Here is a 25,496-nt window from a genome sequence, read left to right on the forward strand (position 1 = left end):
CGTCTAGGACGACGCCTTTTCGGAGGCATCGGCCGATGAAGGCGCCTGCCCCACGGTTTCGCTGCGCAGCCCAAGATAGATCAGCATGGGCGAACAAATGAAGACGGAGGAATAGGTCGCGACGAAAATGCCCCAAATCATCGCGAGCGAGAAGGAGCGGATGACTTGGCCGCCGAAGACCACCAGCGAAAGAAGGGCCAGAAACACCGTCGTCGCGGTCATGATGGTCCGCGGGAGCACGGCGTTGACTGAAAGATCGATCAATTGATCGGTCGGCATTTTACGATATTTCCGCATCATCTCGCGGATACGATCGAGCACCACGACCGTTTCGTTCAAGGAATAGCCGACAATGGTCAGGATGGCCGCAATGGACGTGGTGTTGAATTCAAGCCGGGTCAGCGCGAAAAATCCGACCGTCAACAAGAGGTCGTGCATGGTCGCGATGATGGCGCCAACCGCGAACTGCCATTCGAAGCGGAACCAGAGATAGCACAGCACGGCTATGATCGAAATAACGATGCCAAGAGTACCTGACTGGACGAGTTCACCGGAGACGCGCGGGCCGACGACTTCGGTACGGCGGACGTCGTAGCCATCGCCAATGGCGTCTTTCACCAGATTGACCGCGGCCTGCTGCGCGGCATCACCGCCCGGCTGAAGACCGAACCGCAGGGTCACGTCCGACGGGCTTCCAAAACCCTGAACCTCGACATCGCCGAGCTTCATATGTTCGGCGATCGAACGCAATTGGGCGATATCGGCGGTGCCCGATCTGGCGCGCAGCTCGATCAAGGTGCCGCCAGAAAAGTCGATCCCGAAATTCATTCCCAGGGTCAGGAAAAGGACAACCGAGATAATCGAGAACAGCGCCGAAAACGGATAGCTCACGCGCCGAAAGCGCATGAATGGAAATTTGGTGTTCTCGGGCGCAAGGCGCAGGAGTTTCATTCGATCAGGCCTTTTGCCAAACTCGGCGGTTTCGCTGGCACATTGGAGCAGTTTATCCCTTCGCCGTGGGCGCATGACAGTACCGCACAACTTTTGCGCCGCACAGCGTCCGCCCCGGCCAAAGCCATTAGATTGGTAACTTGGTCGGCCGCTTGTAGCGGTACCAAAGCGCGATCATCATGCGGGTCATGGTCACCGCCGTCACGATCGAGGTCAGAATTCCGAGCGCGAGAGAAACAGCGAAGCCACGAACCGGTCCGGCACCGAGGAAATATAGAATCGCCGCGGCGACGAACATGGTGACATTGGAATCGACGATAGTGGCAAAGGCGCGTTTGAAACCGGCATCGAGCGCTGAAACGATCGAGCGCCCCATATGCGCCTCCTCGCGGATACGCTCATAAATCAACACATTCGAGTCCACCGCCATGCCGATCGTAAGAACAATGCCGGCGATGCCGGGCAGAGTAAGCGTCGCACCCAGAAGCACGAGTCCGGCAAAGATGAAGGCGATATGGACGAACAGCGCGATATTGGCGAACACCCCGAAAATGCCATAGGTGATCAGCATGTAAAATGCGACGAGGGCGGCACCGACATAGGCGGCGCGCTTGCCGGCATCGATCGAATCCTGACCGAGGCCCGGCCCCACCGTGCGTTCCTCGACAATCGTGAGTTTGGCCGGCAGCGCACCCGCGCGCAGGAGAATGGCGAGATTATTCGCCTGTTCCACGGTGAAGCGGCCGGAGATCTGCCCCGAACCACCGGTGATCGGACCCAGAATTCTTGGCGCCGAAATAACCTTCCCGTCGAGGATGATGGCAAACAGCTTGCCGACATTTTCCGACGTGACCTCGCCGAATTTCTGGCCGCCACGAATGTTGAACCGGAAATTGACGATCGGCTCCTGCGTGCGACTGTCAAAGCCCGGCTGCGCATCGGTCAAGTCCTCGCCCTGAACCATGACGCGCTTTTCGACCGGAAGCTTGCCGGGTTGTTCCACCTGATCCAAAAGTTCGATCTCGGACGTATCTGCGCCCGGTTCGCCAACCAAACGGAATTCGAGCTTGGCCGTTGTGCCGAGGATTTCCTTGAGCTTGCTCGTATCTTGAAGGCCCGGCACCTCGACAAGGATGCGGTCCGTGCCTTGGCGCTGGATATTGGGCTCGGTGGTGCCCAGAGCATCGACGCGGCGGCGGAGCACTTCGATCGATTGCTCGACGGCACGGCGGATCTTGCTTTCAACGCCCGCTTCGGTGACCGTGAACTGGATGAGACCGCTCTCGTTCTCGGTCACATCGAAGGCCGGCGCGCGGTTCGAATCGGCAAGGCCGCTTCCGGCGGGTCCCGCCAATTGCCTAAGCTTTGGCATGACCCTGGCGCGCTCGGTGGCATCGGGAATGCGCAATTGCACGCCGCGCGGCTGAAGGCCGATCCCGCCGGTGATCGAAATCTTTTCCTCGCGCAACACTCTGCGAACGCTGTCCCGCAGATTTTCGACAAGGGTTTTTACGACCGAATTGCTGTCAACCTCCAAAAGGACATGCGATCCGCCCTGCAAGTCGAGACCGAGCACGATGGCGCGCGCCGGCACCCAACGCGGCAGATGGGAAATCAGCGCCGCGCGACTGTCCGGGCTCAATAGACTGGGTACGATGACAAGGAGGGCAAACACCGTCATCGCCAGAATGGATATGATCTTCCAGGTCGCGAAACGCAGCATGATTTTTTAAAATATCCACGATTAGGGGCGCAGACGGCGCCATCGGCCCGGGTCAGGCCGGTTCCACGCTTAGTTTCTGTTCAAGCTTGATCCTTGACCGGCTCGCCCTTGGCCCGCACGTCCGAAATCATCGCCCGAGCCACCCGAACGCGAACATTCGGGGCAATTTCGAGTTCGAGTTCGGTCTCGTCGACCACCCGCGTGATTTTGCCAATCAATCCGCCCGACGTCGTGACACTGTCACCCCGCCGCATATTCTTCAGGAGATTGGCATGTTCCTTCGCCCGCTTTTGCTGCGGTCGAATGATGAGGAAATACATGATGGCAATCACCAGCACGAGGGGCACGATCGGGGTGCTGGTGAGAAAATCGGTCGCGGCAGGTGCGGAAGGAGGAGTCCCGGCGGCTTGAGCGAAAGCAGTCGTAGTCAAAATCGGTTCTCCTTGTCGGGTCCGTGAAGACCGCCTCGGCGGAATTCCATCCGGATCGCGCGCGAATATAGCCAGAGCCGGCGCGAAAGCAATGGCGCCAAAACAGGATCTCCAGAACCCGATTTTCGCGCTATTGGGCGATCGCCCTCCCCTCCGCGACGATCAACCCTTATGGAGGGGCGCTGCCTGGGATTGCTGACAAGGTCAAGCTTACAGTTCCCATCGCCAGTTAAAGAGTCTAAAGCCTCTTCTTGCTTCCGGACAACGACATGACCAGAGAAACAGACGTCGCCGCCCTTCTCGAAAGCGGCAAAGCGCTGGAGCGGATCGCCGCCGCGCTCGAAAAACTCGCAGGGACCCGCTCGCCTGCTTCGGATTTCGCTGCGGCCGACGCCTTCGTTTTCGAGGCCGGCAACGCATGTCTCGTCCCGGTCGCGCGGGTCAATCGGGTCGAAATCTCGTTATTGCGGGGCATCGACAGGGTTCGAGACGCCCTGGTCCAAAATACCGAGCGCTTCGCCCAGGGCTTCGCAGCCAATAATGCACTTTTATGGGGCGCACGCGGCATGGGTAAATCCTCGCTGGTCAAGGCCGTGCACGCGACAATCAACGCGCGGCTGGCAGCCCGCCCCGGCGCTAAGCCCCTAAAACTGGTGGAGATACATCGCGAGGACATCGATAGCCTGCCCGGCCTTATGACGCTCCTCCGCGAGGCCCCGTGGCGTTTTCTGGTGTTTTGCGACGATCTTTCGTTCGACGGCACGGATACGAAGTACAAATCGCTGAAGGCCGTTCTGGAAGGGGGGATCGAGGGGCGCCCGCCGAATGTGCTGTTTTATGCAACCTCGAACAGACGGCACATTCTTTCCAGGGAGATGGTCGAAAATGAAAGAGGGACCGCGATCAATCCGGACGAAGCGGTTCAGGAAAAAATCTCGCTTTCCGACCGGTTCGGCCTATGGCTCGGTTTCCATTCCTGTTCGCAAGAGGACTATCTCGCCATGGTTTTTGGCTATGCGGACTGTTTCGGCCTTGCTGTGGACCCTGCTGACCTCGAGCGCGAAGCCCTCGAATGGGCGGTGACACGCGGCTCGCGTTCGGGCCGTACGGCCTGGCAATATATTCAGGATCTCGCCGGAAGGATGGGCAAAGCGGTGGAGTGAACCGGCTTTTCGAACCAGTTCACCCCGTCGTGGCCGAAAATTTATGCGCGGGCGACTTCGAGCCGGCCCATGCGTCCGTTCCGATAGTCAACCATGGCTTGGTCGATCTCTGCCGCCGTGTTCATAACGAAGGGCCCGTGCCCCACCACCGGTTCATCGATCGGCTGCCCGTTGAGAAGCAGAAGTTTGGTATCTTCCAGCGCTTCGAGGGCGAATGTTTCCTGTTCCCGATCGAAGACCGCCAATTCAGCCGCCCCGACCGTTTCACCCGATGGCAGCCGGACACGGCCGCTCAGCACAAAGAGCGCGGTCGTCCAGCCGGCGGGAACCCGAAACTCCGCAGGACGATCAGCTTTGAGGCGGATATCCCATAGATTCATGGGACTGAATGTATGTGCCGGCCCTTGCATCCCTTGGTAGTTGCCCGCGATGATCCGTACATAGCCTGTATCCGAAGAGAGATCGACCCGAGGGATTTGCGCGTTGGAGAGGCTTTGGTAGGCCGGGGGAGCCTTCTTGTCTTTGGCCGCGAGATTGACCCAAAGCTGAATCACCTCGAAGGGTCCGCCGCGCTTGGCAAATTCGGGCGCGTGAAACTCCTCGTGAACGAGCCCCGCGGCCGCCGTCATCCATTGCACATCGCCGGGACCGATGGACCCGCCGGCGCCGGACGAATCCCGATGTTCGAGTTCGCCGCTATAAACGATCGTCACCGTTTCGAAACCGCGATGGGGGTGTGCACCGACTCCCCGCCTTTGCTCTGTCGGAGGGAACATATGCGGGCCGGCATAGTCGAGCAGCAGAAACGGCGACAGTTCCCGGCTGAAATCATGGTAGGAGAAAATGCTGCGGACCGGAAACCCATCGCCGACCCAATGGCGTTCGTTGTTGCGTTGGATGAATGCTAGTTTTTTCATCGTTTCGTCTCCATTCCAGAGAATTCTTGCCACCAGAATAATAACTCCGTGAGGCCAAGACTTGGTGAGACAAAACCCAATCGAGGGCTTGTTTTGCTATACTGTAAAATGCGATCCAACGGCAGCAATTCAAGTGGTCGATAGCCCGGCTAAAGCATAACCACACGCGTTCAATCTATGCTGCTGCTGCGCCAAGGCCGGACGAGCCCTCGTGACTCGCTTGCTCCGTATCCTCTTGCGAGGGCTCGATATGCTTCAGCGCCGCGCGCAGAGTTTCGGCATCCGCGCCCCTTTTGACGGCCTCGGTTGCGAGTTGGCGCCGCCACGCCCGCGCGCCTCTCCGGCCGTTGAAGAGTCCAAGGAGATGCCGCGTCATCGCATGGAGCGGGATGCCCTCGCCCAGGCGGCCTTCAACATAAGGAATGAACGCCTCGACCGCAGCCCTCGCATCTGCGATCGGGGGCGCCTCACCAAACAATACCGGATCGACATCGAGTAGAAGCTCAGGCGTCTGATAGGCGGCGCGTCCCACCATCACACCATCGAAGCGGCCAAGTTCGGTTTGCATCTGATCCAATGTTGCAAGGCCGCCATTGAGCACGACCGGAACATCAGGAAACCGCTGCTTCACCGCATGAACGAGATCGTAATCCAGCGGCGGAATGTGGCGATTGTCTTTGGGCGACAAGCCTTTCAGCCAAGCCTTCCTGGCATGGACAATGAGGACGTCGCACCCGGCGGCAATGACGCGCTCGGCCAAAATCCCGAGAGCGGCTTCGGGGTCTTGTTCATCAACGCCCGTGCGGCACTTGACTGTCACCGGCAAGGCAACCCGCGCCTTGATCGCGGCAACGCAATCCCCAACGAGATCCGGTTCTCTTATCAAACAGGCGCCAAAAGCCCCGCTCTGCACACGCTCGGACGGGCAACCAATGTTCAGGTTGATTTCATCATAGCCAAAATCGGCGCAAATCTCCGCCGCCACCGCCATTTCGGTGGGATCGCAACCGCCAAGTTGCACGGCCACGGGGTGCTCGGCAGCCTCGAAGCCAAGCAGGCGACACCGGTCGCCATGTAGAACGGCCGCGGTTGTCAGCATCTCGGTGTAGAGCCGCGCCCGCCGTGACAGAATACGATGGAAAAACCGGCAATGCCGGTCCGTCCAATCCATCATGGGCGCGATTGAAAATCTGTATGTTTGATGCTGCGGCATGAAACCCGATCAAATAAACCCGCGTCTGCGCCCCTCTTACCCGACACGCCGCATCTTTTCGAGCGGTTTGACGCCGCAGCGCGGCGGACCTAGTCTCAAAGGTAGCAAGGTCGGTTTGCAACGCTGCATGAGCGCGACAAGAGCAGATGTAGGAGCGGCTCCTGCGATGCGACAAAGATTGACCTGGATCAGGGCGCCCCGTCCCCGCCCGGCTTAGCTAAACACGATCCGAACGCCAGAAACTTGCCGACGGACCGAGCGGCCCTGCCGGCGTCATCACCCCTTCATGAATTGCGGACAGTCGGTATTGGCTCAGTCCGTCACCCACGCTGGCAAAAAGAAACTTTCGCGAATAAGGAGCACACCTATGAAGACTCGTGTCTGTCGTCCGTTCTCCATTCTTTCCATTGCTGCGACTTTGGCGCTCGGTCCCTTAAGCGCGTCCGCCGAAACTGCCGCTCCGCCGGCGGCAGGGCATGAGCATACCGACGGTGGCATGTCCATGGGCATGAAGGGCGAACACTCCGAGATGAATTGCGAGGCGATGGCCGAGAACATGGATCACATGGCGGAACACATGGGATCCATGCACGACATGATGAGCTGCCAAAACATGGCCGGTCACATGCAAAAGATGCGGGCCATGATGCATCACATGATGTCGATGATGGTTTCGCAAATCGATAATCGTCTTGCCTCGCTCAAGACCGATCTAAAAATTACCGACACGCAGCTGCCCCTATGGAACAATTTTGCGGACGCACTCCGTTCGGCCGCAAAATCGATGGAAGCACCGCATCACGAGAAGCCGCAAGCTGCCGCCGAAAAACCCGCGGCCGCACCAGAGGGCTCAACATCCTACCCCGATGCGGGCGCAATCAAGAAGCTCGAAAGCCCCACGCCGGCTGAGGGAGCCATGCATCACGAAGCGACGGAAGCCACCGCCGCAGAGCCGCTTCCGACACAGCTCGAAGATCACGAGAAAAAGCTGACGAAGCATCTTGCCGATCTGAAGGCGATCAGAACGGCGCTTGATCCCCTTTACGCTTCGTTCAGCGATGAACAGAAGAAGGTCGCGGATGGCTTGATGATCGGCCCCATGGGCGTCATGTAGCGCGATCTTGCGAGCCGGCCATGCGCGCTGTGCTTGCGGACCAAACTGGACCCCAACATCGATTTACTTCCAGGCAGGCCCGTAAAGCATTCTCCGCGAAGGCCCGAAACCTAGATGCGCCGATCAATGTTCAGTCCGTCGAGCGGCGCCGCCAAGGCCACAGCGGCGCCGATTTCATTTCACTTTCCCCTGGTCCGCACTTAACCTCGACCTAATTAAGGTAGGCCCCTCCGACGCTTCCACCTGAGGAATAGCAAATGATGCCACTGGTTTCCACGCGGGGATCTTTGAGTTTTTTTCTGGCCTGCGGTCTGCTCGCTGCGACACTTGCGACAGCGACCTCCGCCCCTGGCCAAATCGTCAACGGCGATACCGGGATGGGCCGGCAATTGGCGAAGAATTGGTGCAGCGACTGTCACGCGGTGGGCCCTAATGATGAGACGAACGGCGACGGACCAAGTTTTGTCTCGATCGCGAACATGCCTTCAACGACGTCGATTTCGCTGCACGCCTTCTTGCAGACCTCGCACGAGCGGATGCCCAATCTGGTGCTGACGCAAACCCAAATCGACGATGTGGTGGCCTATATTCTCAGCTTGAGAAGCGAATGAGACTCGGCCGTCCCGGCCTTATCTCCTGAGTAGGAGTTCGCGTCATGAGCAGCCCCGAAGCCACAGGGAATCTGACCCGCGAAGCGTTGTCGGCCACCCACGGGCCAGCGCCCATGCACGCCTTAAAGCCGAACGTCCTCTCACCCGAACTTCTGCAAAAAATGAACGCCTATTGGCGCGCATCGAACTATATTTCCGTCGGGCAGATCTATTTGCGTGACAATCCTTTGCTTGAGGTTCCGCTTACCCTGGACCATGTCAAGCCACGCCTTCTCGGCCATTGGGGAACGACACCCGGCCTCAATTTTATTTATGTGCACCTCAATCGGCTCATCACGGCGAACGACCTGGATATGATCATTGTGATCGGCCCCGGTCATGGTGGCCCGGGCCTCGTGGCGCAAACCTATCTCGAGGGGTCCTACACCGAACGCTACCCGAATATCGAGCGAAACAAGAATGGCTTGCGCCGCTTGTTCCGCCAATTTTCCTGGCCATACGGAGTACCGAGCCACGTCGGCCCCGAAACGCCGGGCTCCATTCATGAAGGCGGCGAACTCGGCTATTCGCTCGTTCATGCCTATGGGGCGGCGTTCGACAACCCCGACCTCATCGTGAGCTGTGTCGTCGGCGATGGCGAGGCGGAAACCGGGGCGCTCGCCGCCAGCTGGCACTCCAACAAATTTCTTAACCCGGCGCGGGATGGCGCGGTTCTTCCGATCCTGCATCTCAACGGCTTCAAGATCGCCAATCCAACCGTACTGGCGCGAATCAGCGAGCAGGAACTAACTGATCTTTTCAAAGGCTATGGCTATGAGCCGCTGTTCGTGGAGGGCAGCGATCCCGACGAAGTTCACCAGCTTCTCGCAAGCGCGTTGGACCAGGCTCTGAGTGAGATTCGCGCGATCCAAAGCGAAGCCCGCAACTCTTCGCAACCGCCGGAGCGGCGGCGCTGGCCAATGATCATCTTCAAAACGCCCAAAGGCTGGACCGGTCCTAAATTCGTAGACGGAAAGCCGGTTGAAGGCACTTGGCGCGCGCATCAGGTTCCGATTACCGAATTCAAAACCGCCGGACATTTGGCGCAGCTCGAAGACTGGATGAAGAGCTACAAACCGGACGAGCTCTTCGACGAATGCGGCACGTTTCGCGAAGACTATGCAGCTCTGGCCCCCACTGGACATCGGCGCATGGGATTTAATCCACATGCCAATGGCGGCGAACTGCTGCGTCCCCTTTCAATGCCGGACTTCCGCGCCTATGCGGTGAGCGTTGCAACCCCAGGCGAGGTCCGAGCCGAAGCGACCCGCGTTCTCGGTGGGTTTCTTCGCGATGTGATGAAACTCAACCTGCCCCACAAAAACTTCCGCCTCTTCGGCCCGGACGAAACCGCATCGAACAGGCTTGAGGCGGTGTATGAAGTGTCCGGTAAGGAATGGATGGCGCGCATCGACGAAGTGGATATCGATCTCAGCGCCGAAGGTCGAGTGATGGAAGTTTTGAGCGAGCACCTCTGTCAGGGTTGGCTCGAAGGCTATCTTCTCACCGGCCGCCATGGTCTCTTCTCATGCTACGAAGCCTTTATCCAAATCATCGGCTCGATGTTCAACCAGCATGCGAAGTGGCTGAAGACCACCCGCACGATCGCTTGGCGAAAGCCGATCCCGTCGCTCAATTATTTGCTGACTTCGCATGTCTGGCGGCAGGATCATAATGGCTCGTCGCATCAGGATCCGGGTTTCATAGATCATGTCGCCAACAAGAAGGCCGACACGGTGCGGATCTATCTCCCGCCCGATGCCAACTGTCTTCTCTCGGTTGCCGATCATTGTCTTCGCAGCCGCCACTATGTCAATTTGACTGTCATCGGGAAACAGCCCGAGTGGCAATGGCTGGATATCGAGGCGGCCGTTCGCCATTGTAGCGTCGGTGCTGGAATTTGGCATTGGGCCGGCAATGAGAAGGGCGGCGATCCCGACGTCGTCATGGCCTGCGCCGGAGACGTGCCCACTCTGGAGACCCTGGCGGCGGTGACCCTCTTGCGGCAATATGTTCCCGACATCCGGGTCCGCGTCGCGAACGTCGTCGACCTTATGGCGCTACAGCCGCAATCGGAACATCCGCACGGGCTGGAAGACAAGGATTTCGACCGGATTTTTACGGCCGACAAGCCGGTGATCTTTGCTTTCCACGGCTATCCCACCCTGATTCACCGGCTCACCTACAGGCGGCAAAACCACGACAATATCCATGTGCGTGGATTTTGCGATGAAGGAACCACGACGACTCCGTTCGATATGGTCGTCATGAACAGGCTAGACCGCTATCAACTCGCGCTCGATGCGATCCATCGGATCGAGCGCCTCCGCGACCAATGGGAGGTGGCGAGCGAGCGCTATTGGACAACCATGGAACGCCACAAGCTTTATGTTTGCGAACATGGCCAGGACATGCCCGAGGTTTTGAACTGGCACTGGACGCCGTGGGACGCGGCCTGCTAGCGCAGTCTCACTGCCGGCCGGCGACTTCATCGATATGGGCGAGAAGGTCGGCGGGGTCCTCATAGACTCGATAGGCTCCCGCGCGCTCGAGCTCTTCCTGGCCATAGCCTCCGGACAACAGGCCGATCCCCAAAGCTCGGGCGCGACGGCTCGCGAGCATGTCCCAGACACTATCGCCGACCACGGACGCGGTCTCGATCTCAACGCCGAGCCGTTCCGCCGCGGTCAGAAACAGATCGGGATCCGGTTTGGCAAATCTGACTTGGTCGCGGGTGACGATCACAACGCGGTCGAAATCGACCCCGAGTTGCTCCAGCACGGGCCGCGCCGTGTCCAGCCGTCCGCTTGTCGCAATGGCCCAGGGAATTTGCATCGTGGTCAAATAGGCCAGAAGCTCGCGTGCACCGGGCAGCGGTTGCACTTCGCGCGACCGCCGTTCGTAGGCCGCGGCGTGAAGCTTCAACAGGCGTTCGATCCGCTCGGGGCTGATTTCCCGTCGGGTTTCGCGCAGAAGCATATTGGTGAAAAGGCCCCCGCTCATGCCGACTTTGCGGTGAATGCGCCAGATCGAAAGCCTGATGCCCTCGGTCTCAAGCGCCTCGTGCCAAGCGAGCACATGCTGGTAAACGCTATCGACGAGCGTGCCATCGAGATCGAACAGAAATGAAGTTTGGGGACGCCGCATCGTTTGCCATTCCTTGCAAGAAACTTGACCGTCCTATCCGAACCGCTGAGTTTAGAAAACCTCGGCGCGGCCGAAACCGCCGCCGCCTCATGTTTTAGCGCCAAAAAGCTTCGCGGAAAGCTGGCACTCTGCGTCAAAATTGTCTTGAAAGACATTGGACTTCCGCCACGATAATATGACATTGACGAAACGTGTCGGGGCCAAAACATAGACCGGGACCAGGCCCAACGCCCAGACTTCGAGAGGATGCGGTGACCAAAGACCCCTATGAGATCCTGGGCGTGCAACGAAGCGACTCCGCCGCGGACATTCAAAAGGCGTATCGCAAGCTTGCCAAGAAACTGCATCCCGACCTCAATCCCGGCAACCGTGAGTCCGAGGAGGAGTTCAAGAAGGTCGCCTCGGCCTATGACATTCTGAGCGACCCCGAGAAGCGGGGCAGATTCGATCGCGGCGAGATCGATGCGTCGGGCGCGGAACGGCCTCAGCACCAGTTCTATCGCGATTACGCGAGAGCGGGCCCGGAATATCATCCGTATTCGTCCGATGCAGGCTACGCCGACATGATGGACGAAGAGATCCTGTCGAATTTGTTCCGCAACGCCCGGACGCGGGCTCGCGCGGACGGCAGGGACGTTCAATACAAGCTGCCCGTCGAGTTTCTTGCCGCCGTGAACGGCGCGACGAGCCGGGTCATGCTACCGGACGGCTCCGCCCTTGACGTCGTGGTTCCTCCTGGCACGCGGGATGGCCAGATCCTGCGCTTGCGCGGCAAGGGCGAACCGGGGTTCGGCGGCGGCAAGCCGGGCGATGCGCTGGTCGAAATCGAGGTCAAGCCTCACCGCTTCTTCAGGCGGGAGGGCGATGACATTCATCTCGATTTGCCGATCAGCCTCACCGAGGCTGTTCTGGGTGGGGAAGTGCGGGTGCCGACAACGACGGGGGCGGTCACCATGACGGTGCCGAAAGGGGCCAACACGGGCCGGGTCCTTCGCCTCAAGGGCAAGGGCGCGGCGCGGCCAAACGGAACCCCAGGCGATCAATATGTTACTCTTAAGATCGTGCTCCCTGAAAAGATCGATCCGGAGCTTGAGGCGTTTGCAATGAACTGGATCGCGGGAAAAGAAGAAAATCCGCGCGCCGGGATGGAGGGGTAGATGGTCGATCGGCAGCAATTCTTGACCCGTACCCGCCTCGAAGTCGAGACGCTGGAAATATGGATCAAGGAAGAATGGTTGATCCCGCGCCAGGAGGCGACCGGCCAAGAATTTTCTGACGCCGATATTGCGCGGGTGCAGCTCATCAAGGATCTGAAGCATGATCTTGGCGTCAATGACGAGGGCATAGGGGTCATTCTCAATTTGATCGATCAGTTGCACGGGTTGAGAGGGATGATGCGCGAACTGCTTCGCTCGGTCCAAGACAAGACTCAATCTTGACCGCGCTGGATCGAGCCACATTTGCCGCGATGAGCTTTCTGCTTGCGGCCAGCCCCGTCCTTGCGGAGCCTCTCGATCCGCTTGCGAGAGGCGCTTATCTTTCCAGGATCACCGGCTGCGCGGGTTGCCATACGCCGCGCACCGCGGCGGGTGAACTCATTGTCGAGCGGTTGATGACAGGCGGGGAACGCCCAATCCCGGCCGGCACATTGGGGCGATTTTACCCTCCCAATATCACGCCGGACCTTGAAACCGGCATCGGTACATGGAGCGTCGAAGATCTGATCAAAGCCCTCAAAAGCGGCGTAACACCCGACGGGCGCGTCCTGTCCAGTGCCATGCCCTGGCGGACACAATTCAACCAGCTGGAGGAGGCCGACGCACGGGCAATCGGGATCTATCTCAAATCCCTGCCGGCGGTCGCCCATCGTGTTCCGCCGCCCCTTCCGATGGACACCAAGCCGGCGCCGTAGGGGCAAAAAGATACGCTAGATCACGATGATTTTGGATTGACTCAATCCAAAATCATCGTGATCGATTCCAAAAACTTTAGAGCGGGATGCGGGCGGAAAACCGGTTTCCACTTTTCCTTATCCCGCTCTAGGAGACCGCAGCGTCTTTGAGCAACGCGCCTTTCAACGAAGGATCGGCAGCCAGCGCCTCGGCGACGAGTTCTGACGTCGCCGCTTCGATCCGGCTTTCCAAAAGCTGCATGAAACTTTCTTTGTCGAGGCCCGGCGCGATCGGTTCCAGGAAAGCGATCGTGACCTTGCCGGGATGAATTGTCAGACTGCGGCGCGCCCAGAACAGGCCCGCGTTCAAGGCGACCGGCACGCAGACCGCTTCGGTTTCACAATAAAGATGCGCGACCCCTGACTTGTATTGGGGCGGGGCGCCGACATTTTTGCGCGTGCCTTCGGGAAAAATGATGATCTGGCGGCCCTCCTCCACGGCCTGGCGCGCCTGGCGCGCCAAATCGCTGAGGGCCAGACTTCGCTTGGCGCGATCGATCGCCAATTGCTCCGCGCCCTGGAGGTACCACCCGAAAATGGGGATCCGCAACAATTCGCGTTTGAGAACGAAGGTAAAATCCGACCCCTTGGTCGTCAGCGCCAAGGTTTCGAGGGTCGATTGATGCTTTGAAGCGACGATGCAGGCGCCGCGCGGCAAGTTCTCGAGGCCGCGGAATATGATCTTGGTTCCGCAGACCGTGTCCAACAGCCAAACCGCCGAGCCGGTCCAAAACTTCGCGTAGCTCTGGACGCTTCGTCGGCCCATGAAAAGGACCGGCAGCCCAAAAATCGCCAGCGCGGTGGTGGTCAGGTAGAAAAGAAAGTTGAAAGCAAAGGACCGGAGTAAGATCATGCGTGTTCGTTGCCGTAGCACTGTGGCGAATGCGAGGAGCCGGGACCTTCGGAAGCCAAAGAGGCCGAGGCGCAGCCACGGCCCCTGGTTTTTGCGCCGACCTTAAGACAGGTCTTGTAAATCGGGCGGGTCAGGTTCCCTTACACTTTGCCCGGAATGTCTTGCGGGCCTTCCCATGCAGCCCCTGAGCGTCCGCTTTCGCTGAACATTCCTTGGCCTTGGCCTTTCGAGCCGCATCGGCGTCGGTCGCTTTGGGAGCGGTCGCCGCAGCCGGCGGGGTGGCTTGGGCCTGCGCCAAGCCGGGTTGGGCGCAGGAAAAGGCAACGGTTCCAATAATAATTAAAGAAGCAGGAATTTTCATTCGACCCACCTTTGGCATCAAAGTGTTAGGAGGCGGCGCCAAACTATCTCTCGGCGCCGACTTATCCAAGCCCGTAATCGTCAATCCGCCAGAACGCGGAAAATAGCTTTACATATAAATATATCTGCATATTTATAGGGGCCATGATATTTTTTGGAAAGCCCCATGTCTGATCCAGGACACGTCTCTTTCGACGCCGTTCTCGGCGCCTCGGCCGCCGCTGGCGAGGCGACGCGTTTGCGTCTACTGGCTCTTGTCGCGGAAGCCGAACTCACGGTGAGCGAACTTGTCACAATTCTCGGCCAATCGCAGCCACGCATTTCCCGCCATTTGAAACTGCTCGTGGAAGCTGGGCTCGTGGAACGTCACCGCGAAGGCGCCTGGGTTTTCTTTCTCATTGCCCAAACCGGCCCGGTCGCTGGCCTGGCGCGCGATCTCATCGCTCGGTTGGCGCCGGAGGACCCGCATCTCGCGGCCGACCGGGCGCGGCTTTCCGAGGTGCGGCATGCCCGCGCCGATCAAGCGGCCCGCTATTTCGCGGCGCAAGCGGCGAATTGGGATCAAGTGCGGGCCCTGCATATCCCGGAGGAGCGCGTCGAAGCCGCGATCCTCAAGGCAATCGGCCCTGGCCCATTGCACGCGCTGCTTGATCTTGGTACCGGCACCGGCCGGATGCTCGAACTTTTGGCCCCCCACGCCGACCGCGCCGTCGGGGTCGATCAATCGCCGCAAATGCTGAGCGTTGCCCGCGTCCGCATCGAGCGGGCGGGCCTTCGCAATGTGCAATTGCGGCAAGGCGATATTTATGCGGTGCCCGTGGAAACCGATTTCTACGATCTCGTGATCATGCATCAGGTCCTGCATTATCTCGATGATCCCTTGCGGGCCATTCGCGAAGCCGGACGCGCCTTGCGTCCGGGCGGGCGCCTCATGATCGTCGATTTCGCGCCGCACGAGGAAGAAAATCTCCGCACCGATCATGCCCATCGGCGGCTCGGATTCGCGCCGGAGGAAGTGGCAGGCTTCATGACCGCCGCCGGATTGGATTTCATCGCCAAGGACCATCTCGTCCCCGACCCCGGCGAAGGGGGCAAGCTGACGGTATCGATTTGGCTCGGGCGCGATCGCCGGATTATTGCCGACCCCCTTCCCTTAACCACGCGAGCGGTCGCATGAACGAGATGCAGTCCTGTAGTTTTCCAAGGGCAAGCCGCACGGTTTGTCCCGACATCTCCGTCTCCTTCGAGTTTTTCCCGCCGGCGACCGAAGCGATGGAGGCAACTCTTTGGGACTCGATCAAACGCTTGGCGCCGCTTGGTCCAAGTTTCGTCTCGGTCACCTATGGCGCCGGAGGCTCCACGCGCGAACGCACTCATGCGACGGTCGCGCGGATCGTGAACGAGACTTCGGTGAAGCCGGCCGCACATTTGACCTGCGTCGCGGCCGCGCGGAACGAAATCGACGCCATCGTCCGCGACTATTGGGACGCGGGTGTCCGCCATATCGTCGCGTTGCGCGGCGATCCGCAAGATGGACCCGGGACGAAATTTCGCCCGCATCCGGATGGCTATACGAATTCGGCCGCGCTGGTCGCAGGAATCAAGCGCGTCGCCGATTTTGAGATCTCGGTCGCCACCTATCCGGAAGGCCACCCCGAAAGCATCTCGGCCGACGCCGATATCGATGTCTTGCAAGCAAAGATCGATGCCGGAGCCAACCGGGCAATTACCCAGTTCTTTTTCGAAAATGACCGTTACCTTCGTTTCGTCGATAAGGTCCGCGCGCGCGGGATCGACGTTCCCATTGTCCCTGGGATCGTTCCGGTCCAAAACTTCAAGCAGACAGCCAATTTCGCCAAGAAGGCCGGCGCCAGTGTTCCGCAATGGCTCGCCGACCGCTTCGAAGGGCTCGACGACGATCCGCAAACGCGAAGGCTGATTGCCGCGACGGTCGCCGCCGAACAGGTCCTCGATCTTGTCGATCATGGCATAAGAGATTTCCATTTCTACACGATGAACCGCGCCGACCTTGTCTATGCGATTTGCCATCTGTTGGGCCTTCGCCCAAAACTCGAACAAGAGGCCGCCTGATGACCCGAAGGTTTACCGGCGAAGAAACGCGGGCGGCAATTCAAGCCGCTGCCCGGGAAAGAATTCTGGTGCTCGACGGCGCCATGGGGACGATGATTCAACAACATAAATTCAGCGAAGCCGAATTTCGCGGCGATCGCTTTGCCGATTGGCCGCGGGATTTGCGTGGCAACAATGATCTGTTGAGCCTCACCCAGCCGCAAGCCATCAAAGCGATTCATCTCGCCTATCTGGAAGCCGGCGCCGATATCATCGGCACCAATACCTTCAATTCGACGCGAATTTCCCAAGCCGACTATGGGATGGAAGAAATTGTCTTCGAATTGAACGCCGAGTCCGCCCGCCTGGCCCGGGAAGCGGCAGATGAGGCCGAGCAGAAGGACGGAAAGCGCCGCTTCGTCGCCGGCGCATTGGGGCCGACCAATCGAACCGCCTCGATTTCGCCCGACGTCAACAATCCTGGCTTTCGCGCGGTCAGTTTCGATGATTTGCGGGAAACCTATACCGAGGCGGCGACCGCGCTGATCGAGGGCGGGGCCGACCTGCTAATCGTCGAGACCATCTTCGACACGCTCAACGCCAAAGCCGCCCTAGCCGCTATCGACGGCGTATTCGAAGCCCGCGGCGAGCACTTGCCGGTGATGATCTCCGGCACGATTACGGATTTGTCCGGGCGCACTCTATCGGGCCAGACCCCGACCGCGTTCTGGTACTCGCTGCGCCACGCCAAGCCGTTGACGATCGGGCTCAACTGCGCCCTCGGGGCACGCGAAATGCGCGCCCATCTCGCCGAACTTTCACGGATCGCAGATACGCTGATTTGCGCCTATCCCAACGCCGGCCTCCCCAATGAGTTCGGCCTTTACGACGAGAGCCCGGAATATATGGCCTCTCTCGTCGGCGAATTTGCGGAGGCCGGTCTCGTCAATATCATCGGCGGCTGCTGCGGCACGACGCCCGCGCACATCCATGCGATCGCAGCGCGCATTCAGGGAATTGCGCCGCGAAGGATACCGACTATCGAGCCATTGCTGCGCCTTTCTGGGCTCGAGCCCTTCGTGCTCAATCACGAGATCCCGTTCGTCAACGTGGGCGAACGCACCAATGTGACGGGCTCGGCCAAATTCCGCAAATTGGTGAAGGAAGGCGATTTTGCCGCCGCCCTCGACGTGGCCCGCGATCAAGTGGCGATGGGCGCGCAGGTGATCGACGTCAACATGGATGAGGGCCTGCTCGATTCGGCAAAGGCCATGGTCGAGTTCCTCAACCTCGTCGCCGCCGAGCCTGACATCTCGCGGGTCCCGGTGATGATCGACTCATCGAAGTTCGCCGTGATCGAAGGCGGTCTGAAATGCGTACAAGGCAAGTCTATCGTCAACTCCATCTCGATGAAGGAGGGCGTTGAAAAATTCATCGCCGACGCCAAGGTCGTGCGCTCCTACGGGGCGGCTGTCGTTGTCATGGCGTTCGACGAAAAGGGACAGGCCGATACCAAAAAGCGCAAGGTCGATATTTGCACCCGCGCCTATGAAATTCTGACGCAGGAAGTGGGATTTCCGCCCGAAGACATCATCTTCGATCCGAATATCTTTGCCGTCGCGACGGGCATCGAAGAACATAATAATTACGGCGTCGATTTCATCGAAGCCACGCAGGAAATCCGCAAGCGGTTTCCGCTCGTCCATATCTCCGGCGGCGTTTCCAATCTTTCCTTCTCGTTTCGCGGCAACGAGCCGGTCCGCCAAGCCATGCATTCGGTGTTTCTCTTCCATGCGATTGCGGCCGGCATGGATATGGGTATCGTCAACGCGGGCCAGTTGTCCGTTTATGCCGAAATCAATCCTGAACTGCGCAAGGCCTGCGAGGATGTGGTCCTCAACCGCCGCCCCGACGCGACAGAACGGCTGCTCAATCTTGCCGAGAATTACAAAGGCCAAGGCGCGGAAAAACTCGAAAAGAATCTCGTCTGGCGCGAGGAGCCGGTGGGAAAGCGTCTTGAACATGCGCTCGTCAACGGCATTACCGAATTCATCGACCGCGATGTCGAGGAAGCGCGTGCGTTGGCCGCGAAACCGCTCGATGTGATCGAAGGCCCCTTGATGGCCGGGATGAATGTCGTCGGCGACCTGTTCGGCGCCGGCAAGATGTTTTTGCCGCAAGTCGTCAAATCGGCGCGGGTGATGAAACAGGCCGTCGCCTATCTGATGCCTTTCATGGACGAGGAAAAGAGAAAGAACGGCGGCGCCGGGCGCTCCAGTGCTGGCAAGATCTTGATGGCGACGGTCAAGGGCGATGTGCATGACATCGGCAAGAACATCGTCGGCGTGGTACTCGCCTGCAACAATTACGAAGTCATCGATCTTGGCGTCATGGTCTCGGCGGCGAAGATTCTCGCGACCGCGCGGGCTGAGAAAGTCGATTGCGTCGGCCTTTCCGGCCTTATCACGCCCTCGCTCGATGAAATGTGTTTTGTCGCCTCCGAGATGGAGCGCGAGGGATTTGATCTGCCCTTGCTCATCGGCGGCGCGACGACGAGCCGGGTCCATACCGCGGTCAAGATCCACCCGAATTACGCCAAGGGTCAGGCTGTTTATGTGACGGACGCGAGCCGCGCCGTCGGCGTCGTGCAATCGCTTCTGTCATCCCAATCCCGCGACCTCACGATCGAATCGGTGCGGGCCGAATATGCCAAAGTCGCCGATGCGCATCGCCGAGCCGAAGCTGACAAGCAGCGCCTGCCGATCGCAAAGGCCCGGGCCAATGCGTTCCGCCCAGACTGGGCGAGCTACGATCCGCCGCGTCCGACGTTTCGCGGGACAAGGGTGTTTCGCACCTATGACATCGGCGAGATCATTCCCTATATCGATTGGACGCCGTTTTTCCAGACCTGGGAATTGCGCGGCCGCTATCCTGCAATTCTCGACGATCCCAAGCAGGGCGAAGTGGCCAGGCAATTGTTGGACGATGCCCAAGCCATGCTGAAACGGGTTGTCGAGGAACGCTGGTTCGACCCCAAGGCCGTCATCGGCTTCTGGCCGGCCAACAGCATCGGAGAAGACATCAAACTTTATACCGGCGACTCGCGGACAAGCGAGCTTGCGACCTTCCACACCTTGCGCCAGCAATTGGCGCGGCGGGACGGGCGCCCCAATCTCGCACTTGCCGATTTCGTCGCGCCGGTCGATAGCGGCAAGGCCGATTATATCGGCGGCTTCGTCGTCACCGCCGGAGCGCAGGAAGGCAAGATCGCCGACCGGTTTGCCAAAGCCAATGACGATTATGGGTCAATTCTCGTCAAAGCCCTTGCCGACCGCATTGCCGAAGCTTTTGCCGAATGCATGCATGAACGCGTGCGGCGCGAGTTTTGGGGTTATGCGCCAGACGAGGTTCTGACCAATGACGAGCGACTGGCGGAGGATTATCGCGGGATCCGCCCCGCGCCCGGCTATCCGGCGCAGCCTGATCACACCGAAAAGGCAACCCTGTTCAACCTGCTCGAGGCGCCAAAACGGATCGGTGTCACCTTGACCGAAAGCTTCGCGATGTGGCCCGGTTCGTCTGTGTCGGGCCTCTATCTCGCCCACCCGGAGGCGCATTATTTTGGTGTCGCCAAAATCGAGCGCGATCAGGTGGAGGATTATGCCCGCCGCAAGGGGATGAGCGTGGCGGAGGTGGAACGCTGGCTCGCGCCGGTCATGAATTACACGCCGGTGGACGTGGCCGAAACCGCCGCGGCGGAATAGGCCGCAATCTTTCGGGCGCGCCTGCTCATTTGGCTCGGCAATGATGACGACGATGAATGAGAGACAAGCTTGTCAAATATCGCGCGCGGCGGCGAAACCTAATAGGCGAACATCACTGCGATGAGAACAATGGCCGCGATCCAAGCGGTCTCAAGCAGCATCAGGGCGATCGGCCTCCACCCGACCGCCGCGAGATCCTTGAACGAAGTCTTCATGCCCAGTGCCGCGATGGCCGTGACGAGGCACCAGCGAGACACATCGTTGGCTGCGTCGCTCGCCACTTTGGGCAACAGGCCGAGGCTATTCAGCGCCACGAGAACGGCGAAGCCGACCAGAAAAAGGGGAAGCTTCGCCTTCGCGCCACTCTGGGCGCCCTTCGCTCCACGACTGATTATGAAAGCGATGGAGAAAACCACGGGCAGCAGCATGGTGACCCGCAGTAGCTTGACGTAGGTCGCCACGTCGCCGGTTTGTGGCGAGATCGAATAGCCCGCCCCCACCACCTGGGCCACGTCATGGATGGTGCCCCCAAGGAAGATGCCGGCATGAACGTGATCAAGCCCAACAACTGTAACGAACAGCGGATAGGCGATCATGGCGATGGTGGACAGCACCGTCACGGTCACCACGGTGAGTATGGTGTCCCTTTCGCTTTCGGGCGTGCGGGGCAACACCGAAGCGATGGCCAGGGCCGCCGAGGCGCCACAGATACCTACAGCGCCGCCGGATAGCACTCCAAAGGAACGACTGAGCCCTAGCCAATGAGCGACGAAGGCGCCGAGCGCAATGGTGCTGATGATTCCCCCCAACACGGTCGCGATCGGCATGCCTCCCAATTCGAGGATCTGGGTGGCGGTGATTCGCGCCCCAAGCAACGCCACCCCGACCCGTAACACCGCCTTCGACGAGAATTCGATCCCCGCCACGCAGCGGCCTTCCTCATGCAGGAAGTGAAAGGTCATCCCGAAAAGAAGGGCGAACAGCATCACCGGAGACCGATACTGTTGTGACAACCATGTGGCGGCTAGGGCTATCGTCGCCGCTACCAGTAGGCCTGGATATATTTGAAAGAAGAACGCGCCCCATCCAGCCGGGCGAGGCGGAGCCGGCAATGCGAACGTGTCCGCCGTCAACCCCTCCATCCCGTCGTAGGATCGAAAAATCGCGTGCGCAGAGGCGGTGTCCGTATCAAGATCGGTGCTCATGACGACTCGCTATCGCCCATTTCACGCCGCCGCCTTCAGTTCGTTCAGAATCGCTTCGCCCATCTGCGCCGTTGAAAGGGTTTGTTTCGCATCGCCCGCAATGTCGGCGGTGCGCAGCCCCTTGGCGAGCACGTCCGCGATCGCCTTTTCGATGCGATCGGCAAGCTCGCCGAGATTGAAGGAGTAGCGCAAGGCCATGCCGAAAGATCCGATCATCGCGATCGGATTGGCAATCCCCTTGCCGGCGATGTCGGGCGCGGAGCCATGCACCGGCTCGTAAAGCGCCTTGCGGGTGTCTCCCTTCGCATTTTTTTCGCCGAGCGATGCCGAAGGCAACATGCCGAGCGAGCCGGTCAGCATGGCGGCCACGTCCGACAACATGTCGCCAAAGAGATTATCGGTGACGATGACATCGAATTGCTTCGGCCGCCGCACAAGCTGCATGCCCAGCGCATCGGCAAGTTGGTGTTCAAGTTCGACATCGGGATATTCGCGCGCATGCAGCGCGGTGATGACCTCGTTCCAAAGGACGCCGGATTTCATCACATTGCGCTTGTCGGACGACGTCACCTTGTTGCGGCGCTTGCGGGCGAGTTCGAATGCGATCCGCCCGATCCGTTCAATCTCGTAGGTATCATAGACCTGCGTATCGATTCCGCGCTTCTGGCCATTGCCAAGGTCGATGATTTGCTTGGGTTCGCCGAAATAGACGCCGCCGGTCAATTCGCGAACGATCATGAGATCGAGGCCATCGACGAGTTCCCGCTTGAGGGACGAGGCATCTGCGAGCGCCGGATAACAGATCGCCGGGCGCAAATTCGCGAAAAGATTCAGATCCTTGCGAAGCCGCAAAAGTCCCGCCTCGGGACGCACTTCATAAGGAACGCCATCCCATTTGGGGCCGCCCACGGCGGCAAGAAGCACCGCATCCGCGGCCTCCGCGCGTGCCATGTCCGCATCGCTTATTGCAGTCTTGTGGACGTCATAGGCCGAGCCACCGACGAGGCCTTTTTCGATTTCGAAATGGACAATTCCCTCGCTCGTGAACCAAGCGGCGATTTTCTCGACCTCGGCCATGACCTCGGGACCGATACCGTCGCCCGGAAGAACGAAGAGCTTATGATGAGCCATGCTTTGCGATCCATGAAACGCGGCGCGAAAGCCGGAGGCCAAAAGCTCCGGCCCACGCACGCCTAAACCGAAAAATTACGCCGCTGCGAGCTGGCGCAGCACATAGGGAAGGATGCCGCCGTTCTTGAAATATTCAAGCTCGTCCAGCGTGGCGATCCGGCAGAGCAGCGGAACCTTCACCACTCTCTCGTCGGAATATTTAATCTCGGCCTCCATCATCTGGCGTGGCTTCAATGTGCTGCCGAGGCCATGGATGGTGACCAGCTCATCCCCCTTGAGCTGCAAGCTTTTCCACGTCGTACCGGGCTCGAAGGTCAGCGGCAGGACTCCCATGCCAACGAGGTTCGAACGGTGAATGCGCTCGAAGGACTCGGCGATGACCGCCCGGACCCCCAGCAGCCTCGTGCCTTTTGCCGCCCAGTCCCGCGAGGAGCCGTTGCCATATTCGGCGCCGGCGAAAACGACCAGCGGAACACCCTCCGCTTGATATTTCATCGAGGCTTCGAAGATCGACATTTCCTCGCCGTCCGGCCAATGCTTGGTCAGCCCGCCTTCCGGCACGGCGCCATCTTGCTTTTGCAGGACAAAATTCTTGATCCTGATGTTGGCGAAGGTGCCGCGCATCATGATTTCATGATTGCCGCGCCGCGTTCCATATTGGTTGAAATTGTCCTTCGAAACCTGCCGTTCGACGAGATATTGGCCGGCCGGCGACGCTTCCTTGATCGAACCTGCCGGTGAAATATGGTCGGTCGTGATCTTATCGCCGAAAAGCGCCAGAATGCGCGCATTCTCGATTTCGCGGATCGGCTCCGGCTCGGCCGTAAGCCCCTCGAAATAGGGTGGGTTGCGCACATAGGTCGAGCCGATGTCCCATTTGTAGGTCTCACCGGCCGGCGCCTTGACCTTCCGCCAATGCGTGTCGCCGTTGAAAACATCAGCATAGCGTGACTTGAACACTTTCTTGGTCACATAGGCATCGATGATCTCGGCGATCTCATCCTGAGAAGGCCAGATGTCCTTGAGAAACACCGGGTGGCCCTTCTTATCGTGGCCAAGCGGATCGACCGTAAGATCCGTTGCGACCGTGCCGGCGAGCGCATGCGCGACGACAAGCGGCGGCGAGGCAAGATAGTTGGCCTGGACATCGGGACTGACGCGGCCCTCGAAATTGCGGTTGCCGGAAAGAACTGCCGCGGCGACGATGCCATTTTCGTTGATGGTCTGCGAGATTTCCGGCGCCAAAGGTCCCGAATTGCCAATGCAGGTCGTGCAGCCGAAGCCGACCAGATTGAAACCGAGTTTGTCTAGCGACTTCTGCAATCCGGACGCTGCGAGATATTCGGCAACGACTTGGCTTCCGGGCGCAAGCGACGTCTTGACCCACGGCTTAACGCCGATTCCCTTGGCGATCGCGTTGCGGGCCAGCAAGCCGGCGCCAATCAGCACATTCGGATTCGAGGTATTGGTGCAGGAGGTGATCGCGGCGATGACCACATCGCCGTGGCCGAGATCGAAATTTTTTCCCTCGACCGCATAACGTTTCGAAAGTTCGCCTGGCTTTTTATATTCGGTATCGAGCGCGGCCTTGAAGCCGGCGCCGACCGAGCCGAGCGCAACACGCCCCTCGGGACGCTTGGGGCCCGCCATCGACGGCGTCACCGAATCCAGTTCCAAGGACAGCGTATCTGTGAAGACCGGATCCGGTGTGGTCTTGGTGCGATAGAGACCTTGTGCTTTTGCATAAGCCTCGACAAGGGCGACGCGGGCCGGCGTGCGGGCCGAAGTCTCGAGATAGGAGAGGGTCTCCGAATCGATGGGGAAGAAGCCGCAGGTGGCACCATATTCCGGCGCCATATTTGCGATGGTCGCGCGATCGGCGAGCGAAAGATGATTGAGGCCCGCTCCGTAAAACTCAACGAATTTGCCGACGACACCTTTTTTGCGCAGCATCTGCGTCACGGTGAGAACGAGATCGGTCGCGGTCACGCCGGCCGGGAGCCTGCCGGTCAACTGAAATCCAATCACCTCCGGCAGGAGCATGGAAAGCGGTTGGCCAAGCATGCAGGCTTCCGCCTCGATCCCACCGACCCCCCAACCGAGGACCGAGAGTCCATTCACCATGGTCGTATGCGAATCGGTTCCAACCAGCGTGTCCGGATAAGCGACCTCGACGGTGGCGGCCTTGCCACGCGGCGGTGCGAATTTTTCCTTGCGGGTCCAAACCGTCTGGGCGAGATATTCGAGATTGACCTGATGGCAAATCCCGGTGCCGGGCGGAACGACGCGGAAATTGTCGAAGGATCCCTGGCCCCATTTCAAGAACCGATACCGTTCGCCGTTGCGGCCGTACTCCAAATCGACATTGGTCTTCAAGGCCTTGCTGTTGCCGAAGGCATCGACGATCACGGAATGATCGATCACAAGATCGACCGGCACCAGCGGATTGATCTTTTGCGGATCGCCACCAAGGCTCGTCATGGCGTCGCGCATCGCGGCAAGATCGACAACCGCCGGCACGCCCGTAAAATCCTGCATCAAGACCCGGGCCGGACGAAACGCGATCTCGCGCTCGGTCGTCCCCTTGTTCACGACCCATGCGGCGACCGCCTCGATATCTTCCTTTGTGACGGTGCGGCCGTCTTCATAGCGAAGCAGATTTTCGAGTAAAACCTTCATCGAAAACGGGAGCTGCGCTATCCCCGCGAGCCCGTTTTTCTCCGCCGCCTTGAGGGAAAAATAATGATAGGTCTTGCTGCCTACCGTAAGCTTCTTGCGGCATTTGAAACTGTCGAGCGACGTCATCGGACTTGTCCCCGCGGAAGTTGGTCGAAATGGTGGGAAGAGGTTGGG

Annotated in this window: 21 protein-coding genes; 10 read left to right on the top strand and 11 right to left on the bottom strand. The window is 59.4% G+C overall.

What is annotated here, in order from left to right; translation table 11 throughout:
* Nucleotides 1-3 precede the first annotated feature (3 nt).
* The 3 genes from secF to yajC form a co-directional block, all read right to left on the bottom strand.
* Nucleotides 4-951, bottom strand: coding sequence for a protein translocase subunit SecF (gene secF, locus CU048_05110; protein ID QBR70759.1), 948 nt, complete (start codon nt 949-951; stop codon nt 4-6).
* Nucleotides 952-1,078: 127 nt separating this feature from the next.
* Nucleotides 1,079-2,674, bottom strand: coding sequence for a protein translocase subunit SecD (gene secD / locus CU048_05115; protein ID QBR70760.1), 1,596 nt, complete (start codon nt 2,672-2,674; stop codon nt 1,079-1,081).
* Between the two features lie 80 nt (nt 2,675-2,754).
* Nucleotides 2,755-3,108, bottom strand: coding sequence for a preprotein translocase subunit YajC (gene yajC / locus CU048_05120; protein ID QBR70761.1), 354 nt, complete (start codon nt 3,106-3,108; stop codon nt 2,755-2,757).
* Nucleotides 3,109-3,374: 266 nt separating this feature from the next.
* Here yajC and CU048_05125 point away from each other — a divergent pair, with 266 nt between their 5' ends.
* On the top strand, nt 3,375-4,268 hold the full coding sequence (locus CU048_05125) for an AAA family ATPase (GenBank protein QBR70762.1): 894 nt from the start codon (nt 3,375-3,377) through the stop codon (nt 4,266-4,268).
* A gap of 41 nt (nt 4,269-4,309) precedes the next feature.
* Here CU048_05125 and CU048_05130 read toward each other — a convergent pair whose 3' ends face one another.
* Together CU048_05130 and CU048_05135 are read right to left on the bottom strand one after the other, a co-directional pair.
* Entirely contained in the window at nt 4,310-5,185 is an 876-nt protein-coding gene (locus tag CU048_05130) for a quercetin 2,3-dioxygenase (protein QBR70763.1), read from the bottom strand.
* Between the two features lie 175 nt (nt 5,186-5,360).
* Nucleotides 5,361-6,398 carry a tRNA dihydrouridine(20/20a) synthase DusA gene (locus tag CU048_05135; GenBank protein QBR70764.1) on the bottom strand — a complete coding sequence of 346 codons (1,038 nt, stop codon included), beginning with the start codon at nt 6,396-6,398 and terminating at the stop codon, nt 5,361-5,363.
* Nucleotides 6,399-6,684: 286 nt separating this feature from the next.
* Here CU048_05135 and CU048_05140 point away from each other — a divergent pair, with 286 nt between their 5' ends.
* From CU048_05140 to CU048_05150, 3 genes are all read left to right on the top strand, one after another.
* Entirely contained in the window at nt 6,685-7,512 is an 828-nt protein-coding gene (locus CU048_05140) for a hypothetical protein (GenBank protein QBR70765.1), read from the top strand.
* Nucleotides 7,513-7,769: 257 nt separating this feature from the next.
* A complete protein-coding gene (locus CU048_05145; GenBank protein QBR70766.1) occupies nt 7,770-8,123 on the top strand; it encodes a cytochrome C552 in 354 nt (117 codons plus the stop codon).
* A 113-nt stretch (nt 8,124-8,236) separates the two neighbouring features.
* Nucleotides 8,237-10,624, top strand: a complete 2,388-nt coding sequence (locus tag CU048_05150; GenBank protein QBR72675.1) for a phosphoketolase — start codon at nt 8,237-8,239, stop codon at nt 10,622-10,624.
* A 7-nt stretch (nt 10,625-10,631) separates the two neighbouring features.
* On the opposite strand, the gene CU048_05155 is transcribed toward CU048_05150, so the two are convergent.
* Nucleotides 10,632-11,309 carry an HAD family hydrolase gene (locus tag CU048_05155; protein QBR70767.1) on the bottom strand — a complete coding sequence of 226 codons (678 nt, stop codon included), beginning with the start codon at nt 11,307-11,309 and terminating at the stop codon, nt 10,632-10,634.
* Nucleotides 11,310-11,560: 251 nt separating this feature from the next.
* Between CU048_05155 and CU048_05160 the strand changes: the two genes are divergently transcribed.
* The 3 genes from CU048_05160 to CU048_05170 are packed head-to-tail and all read left to right on the top strand — an operon-like array spanning nt 11,561 to nt 13,221.
* Nucleotides 11,561-12,466: a molecular chaperone DnaJ gene (locus CU048_05160; GenBank protein QBR70768.1), complete on the top strand. Its 906-nt coding sequence runs from the start codon at nt 11,561-11,563 to the stop codon at nt 12,464-12,466.
* Entirely contained in the window at nt 12,467-12,748 is a 282-nt protein-coding gene (locus CU048_05165) for a hypothetical protein (protein QBR70769.1), read from the top strand.
* Complete coding sequence (locus tag CU048_05170) at nt 12,745-13,221, top strand: cytochrome C (GenBank protein QBR70770.1); 477 nt, start codon at nt 12,745-12,747, stop codon at nt 13,219-13,221. The genes CU048_05165 and CU048_05170 overlap by 4 nt, the downstream gene beginning before the upstream one ends.
* A 127-nt stretch (nt 13,222-13,348) precedes the next feature.
* On the opposite strand, the gene CU048_05175 is transcribed toward CU048_05170, so the two are convergent.
* The gene (locus tag CU048_05175; GenBank protein QBR70771.1) at nt 13,349-14,113 is read right to left on the bottom strand and encodes a 1-acyl-sn-glycerol-3-phosphate acyltransferase; all 765 of its coding nucleotides are present in this window, start codon (nt 14,111-14,113) and stop codon (nt 13,349-13,351) included.
* Between the two features lie 130 nt (nt 14,114-14,243).
* Complete coding sequence (locus CU048_05180; GenBank protein QBR70772.1) at nt 14,244-14,474, bottom strand: phosphate starvation-inducible protein PsiF; 231 nt, start codon at nt 14,472-14,474, stop codon at nt 14,244-14,246.
* A gap of 165 nt (nt 14,475-14,639) precedes the next feature.
* Between CU048_05180 and CU048_05185 the strand changes: the two genes are divergently transcribed.
* From CU048_05185 to CU048_05195, 3 genes are read left to right on the top strand one after another with little or no spacing between them, the layout of a single operon-like run.
* The gene (locus tag CU048_05185; protein QBR70773.1) at nt 14,640-15,650 is read left to right on the top strand and encodes an ArsR family transcriptional regulator; all 1,011 of its coding nucleotides are present in this window, start codon (nt 14,640-14,642) and stop codon (nt 15,648-15,650) included.
* Between the two features lie 5 nt (nt 15,651-15,655).
* Complete coding sequence (gene metF / locus CU048_05190) at nt 15,656-16,564, top strand: methylenetetrahydrofolate reductase [NAD(P)H] (protein QBR72676.1); 909 nt, start codon at nt 15,656-15,658, stop codon at nt 16,562-16,564.
* On the top strand, nt 16,564-20,307 hold the full coding sequence (locus CU048_05195; protein QBR70774.1) for a methionine synthase: 3,744 nt from the start codon (nt 16,564-16,566) through the stop codon (nt 20,305-20,307). The genes metF and CU048_05195 overlap by 1 nt, the downstream gene beginning before the upstream one ends.
* A 98-nt stretch (nt 20,308-20,405) precedes the next feature.
* Here CU048_05195 and CU048_05200 read toward each other — a convergent pair whose 3' ends face one another.
* The 3 genes from CU048_05200 to acnA all read right to left on the bottom strand — a co-directional run bounded on the left by CU048_05200 (nt 20,406) and on the right by acnA (nt 25,448).
* The gene (locus CU048_05200) at nt 20,406-21,512 is read right to left on the bottom strand and encodes a putative sulfate exporter family transporter (GenBank protein ID QBR70775.1); all 1,107 of its coding nucleotides are present in this window, start codon (nt 21,510-21,512) and stop codon (nt 20,406-20,408) included.
* A gap of 21 nt (nt 21,513-21,533) precedes the next feature.
* On the bottom strand, nt 21,534-22,643 hold the full coding sequence (gene leuB / locus CU048_05205) for a 3-isopropylmalate dehydrogenase (GenBank protein ID QBR72677.1): 1,110 nt from the start codon (nt 22,641-22,643) through the stop codon (nt 21,534-21,536).
* Nucleotides 22,644-22,718: 75 nt separating this feature from the next.
* Entirely contained in the window at nt 22,719-25,448 is a 2,730-nt protein-coding gene (gene acnA, locus CU048_05210; protein QBR70776.1) for an aconitate hydratase AcnA, read from the bottom strand.
* Nucleotides 25,449-25,496: the final 48 nt, after the last annotated feature.

It is taken from the genome of Beijerinckiaceae bacterium, assembly GCA_004564215.1.
Classification (GTDB): Bacteria; Pseudomonadota; Alphaproteobacteria; order Rhizobiales; family Beijerinckiaceae; genus Methylocapsa.

Excerpts from the sequence above, each read along its gene's own strand:
- secF (QBR70759.1), bottom strand. The coding sequence starts at position 951 with ATGAAACTCCTGCGCCTTGCGCCCGAGAACACCAAATTTCCATTCATG.
- secD (QBR70760.1), bottom strand. The coding sequence starts at position 2,674 with ATGCTGCGTTTCGCGACCTGGAAGATCATATCCATTCTGGCGATGACG.
- CU048_05125 (QBR70762.1), top strand. The coding sequence starts at position 3,375 with ATGACCAGAGAAACAGACGTCGCCGCCCTTCTCGAAAGCGGCAAAGCG.
- CU048_05130 (QBR70763.1), bottom strand. The coding sequence starts at position 5,185 with ATGAAAAAACTAGCATTCATCCAACGCAACAACGAACGCCATTGGGTC.
- CU048_05135 (QBR70764.1), bottom strand. The coding sequence starts at position 6,398 with ATGCCGCAGCATCAAACATACAGATTTTCAATCGCGCCCATGATGGAT.
- CU048_05140 (QBR70765.1), top strand. The coding sequence starts at position 6,685 with ATGAATTGCGGACAGTCGGTATTGGCTCAGTCCGTCACCCACGCTGGC.
- CU048_05145 (QBR70766.1), top strand. The coding sequence starts at position 7,770 with ATGATGCCACTGGTTTCCACGCGGGGATCTTTGAGTTTTTTTCTGGCC.
- CU048_05150 (QBR72675.1), top strand. The coding sequence starts at position 8,237 with ATGCACGCCTTAAAGCCGAACGTCCTCTCACCCGAACTTCTGCAAAAA.
- CU048_05155 (QBR70767.1), bottom strand. The coding sequence starts at position 11,309 with ATGCGGCGTCCCCAAACTTCATTTCTGTTCGATCTCGATGGCACGCTC.
- CU048_05165 (QBR70769.1), top strand. The coding sequence starts at position 12,467 with ATGGTCGATCGGCAGCAATTCTTGACCCGTACCCGCCTCGAAGTCGAG.
- CU048_05175 (QBR70771.1), bottom strand. The coding sequence starts at position 14,113 with ATGATCTTACTCCGGTCCTTTGCTTTCAACTTTCTTTTCTACCTGACC.
- CU048_05180 (QBR70772.1), bottom strand. The coding sequence starts at position 14,474 with ATGAAAATTCCTGCTTCTTTAATTATTATTGGAACCGTTGCCTTTTCC.
- CU048_05185 (QBR70773.1), top strand. The coding sequence starts at position 14,640 with ATGTCTGATCCAGGACACGTCTCTTTCGACGCCGTTCTCGGCGCCTCG.
- metF (QBR72676.1), top strand. The coding sequence starts at position 15,656 with ATGCAGTCCTGTAGTTTTCCAAGGGCAAGCCGCACGGTTTGTCCCGAC.
- CU048_05195 (QBR70774.1), top strand. The coding sequence starts at position 16,564 with ATGACCCGAAGGTTTACCGGCGAAGAAACGCGGGCGGCAATTCAAGCC.
- CU048_05200 (QBR70775.1), bottom strand. The coding sequence starts at position 21,512 with ATGAGCACCGATCTTGATACGGACACCGCCTCTGCGCACGCGATTTTT.
- leuB (QBR72677.1), bottom strand. The coding sequence starts at position 22,643 with ATGGCTCATCATAAGCTCTTCGTTCTTCCGGGCGACGGTATCGGTCCC.
- acnA (QBR70776.1), bottom strand. The coding sequence starts at position 25,448 with ATGACGTCGCTCGACAGTTTCAAATGCCGCAAGAAGCTTACGGTAGGC.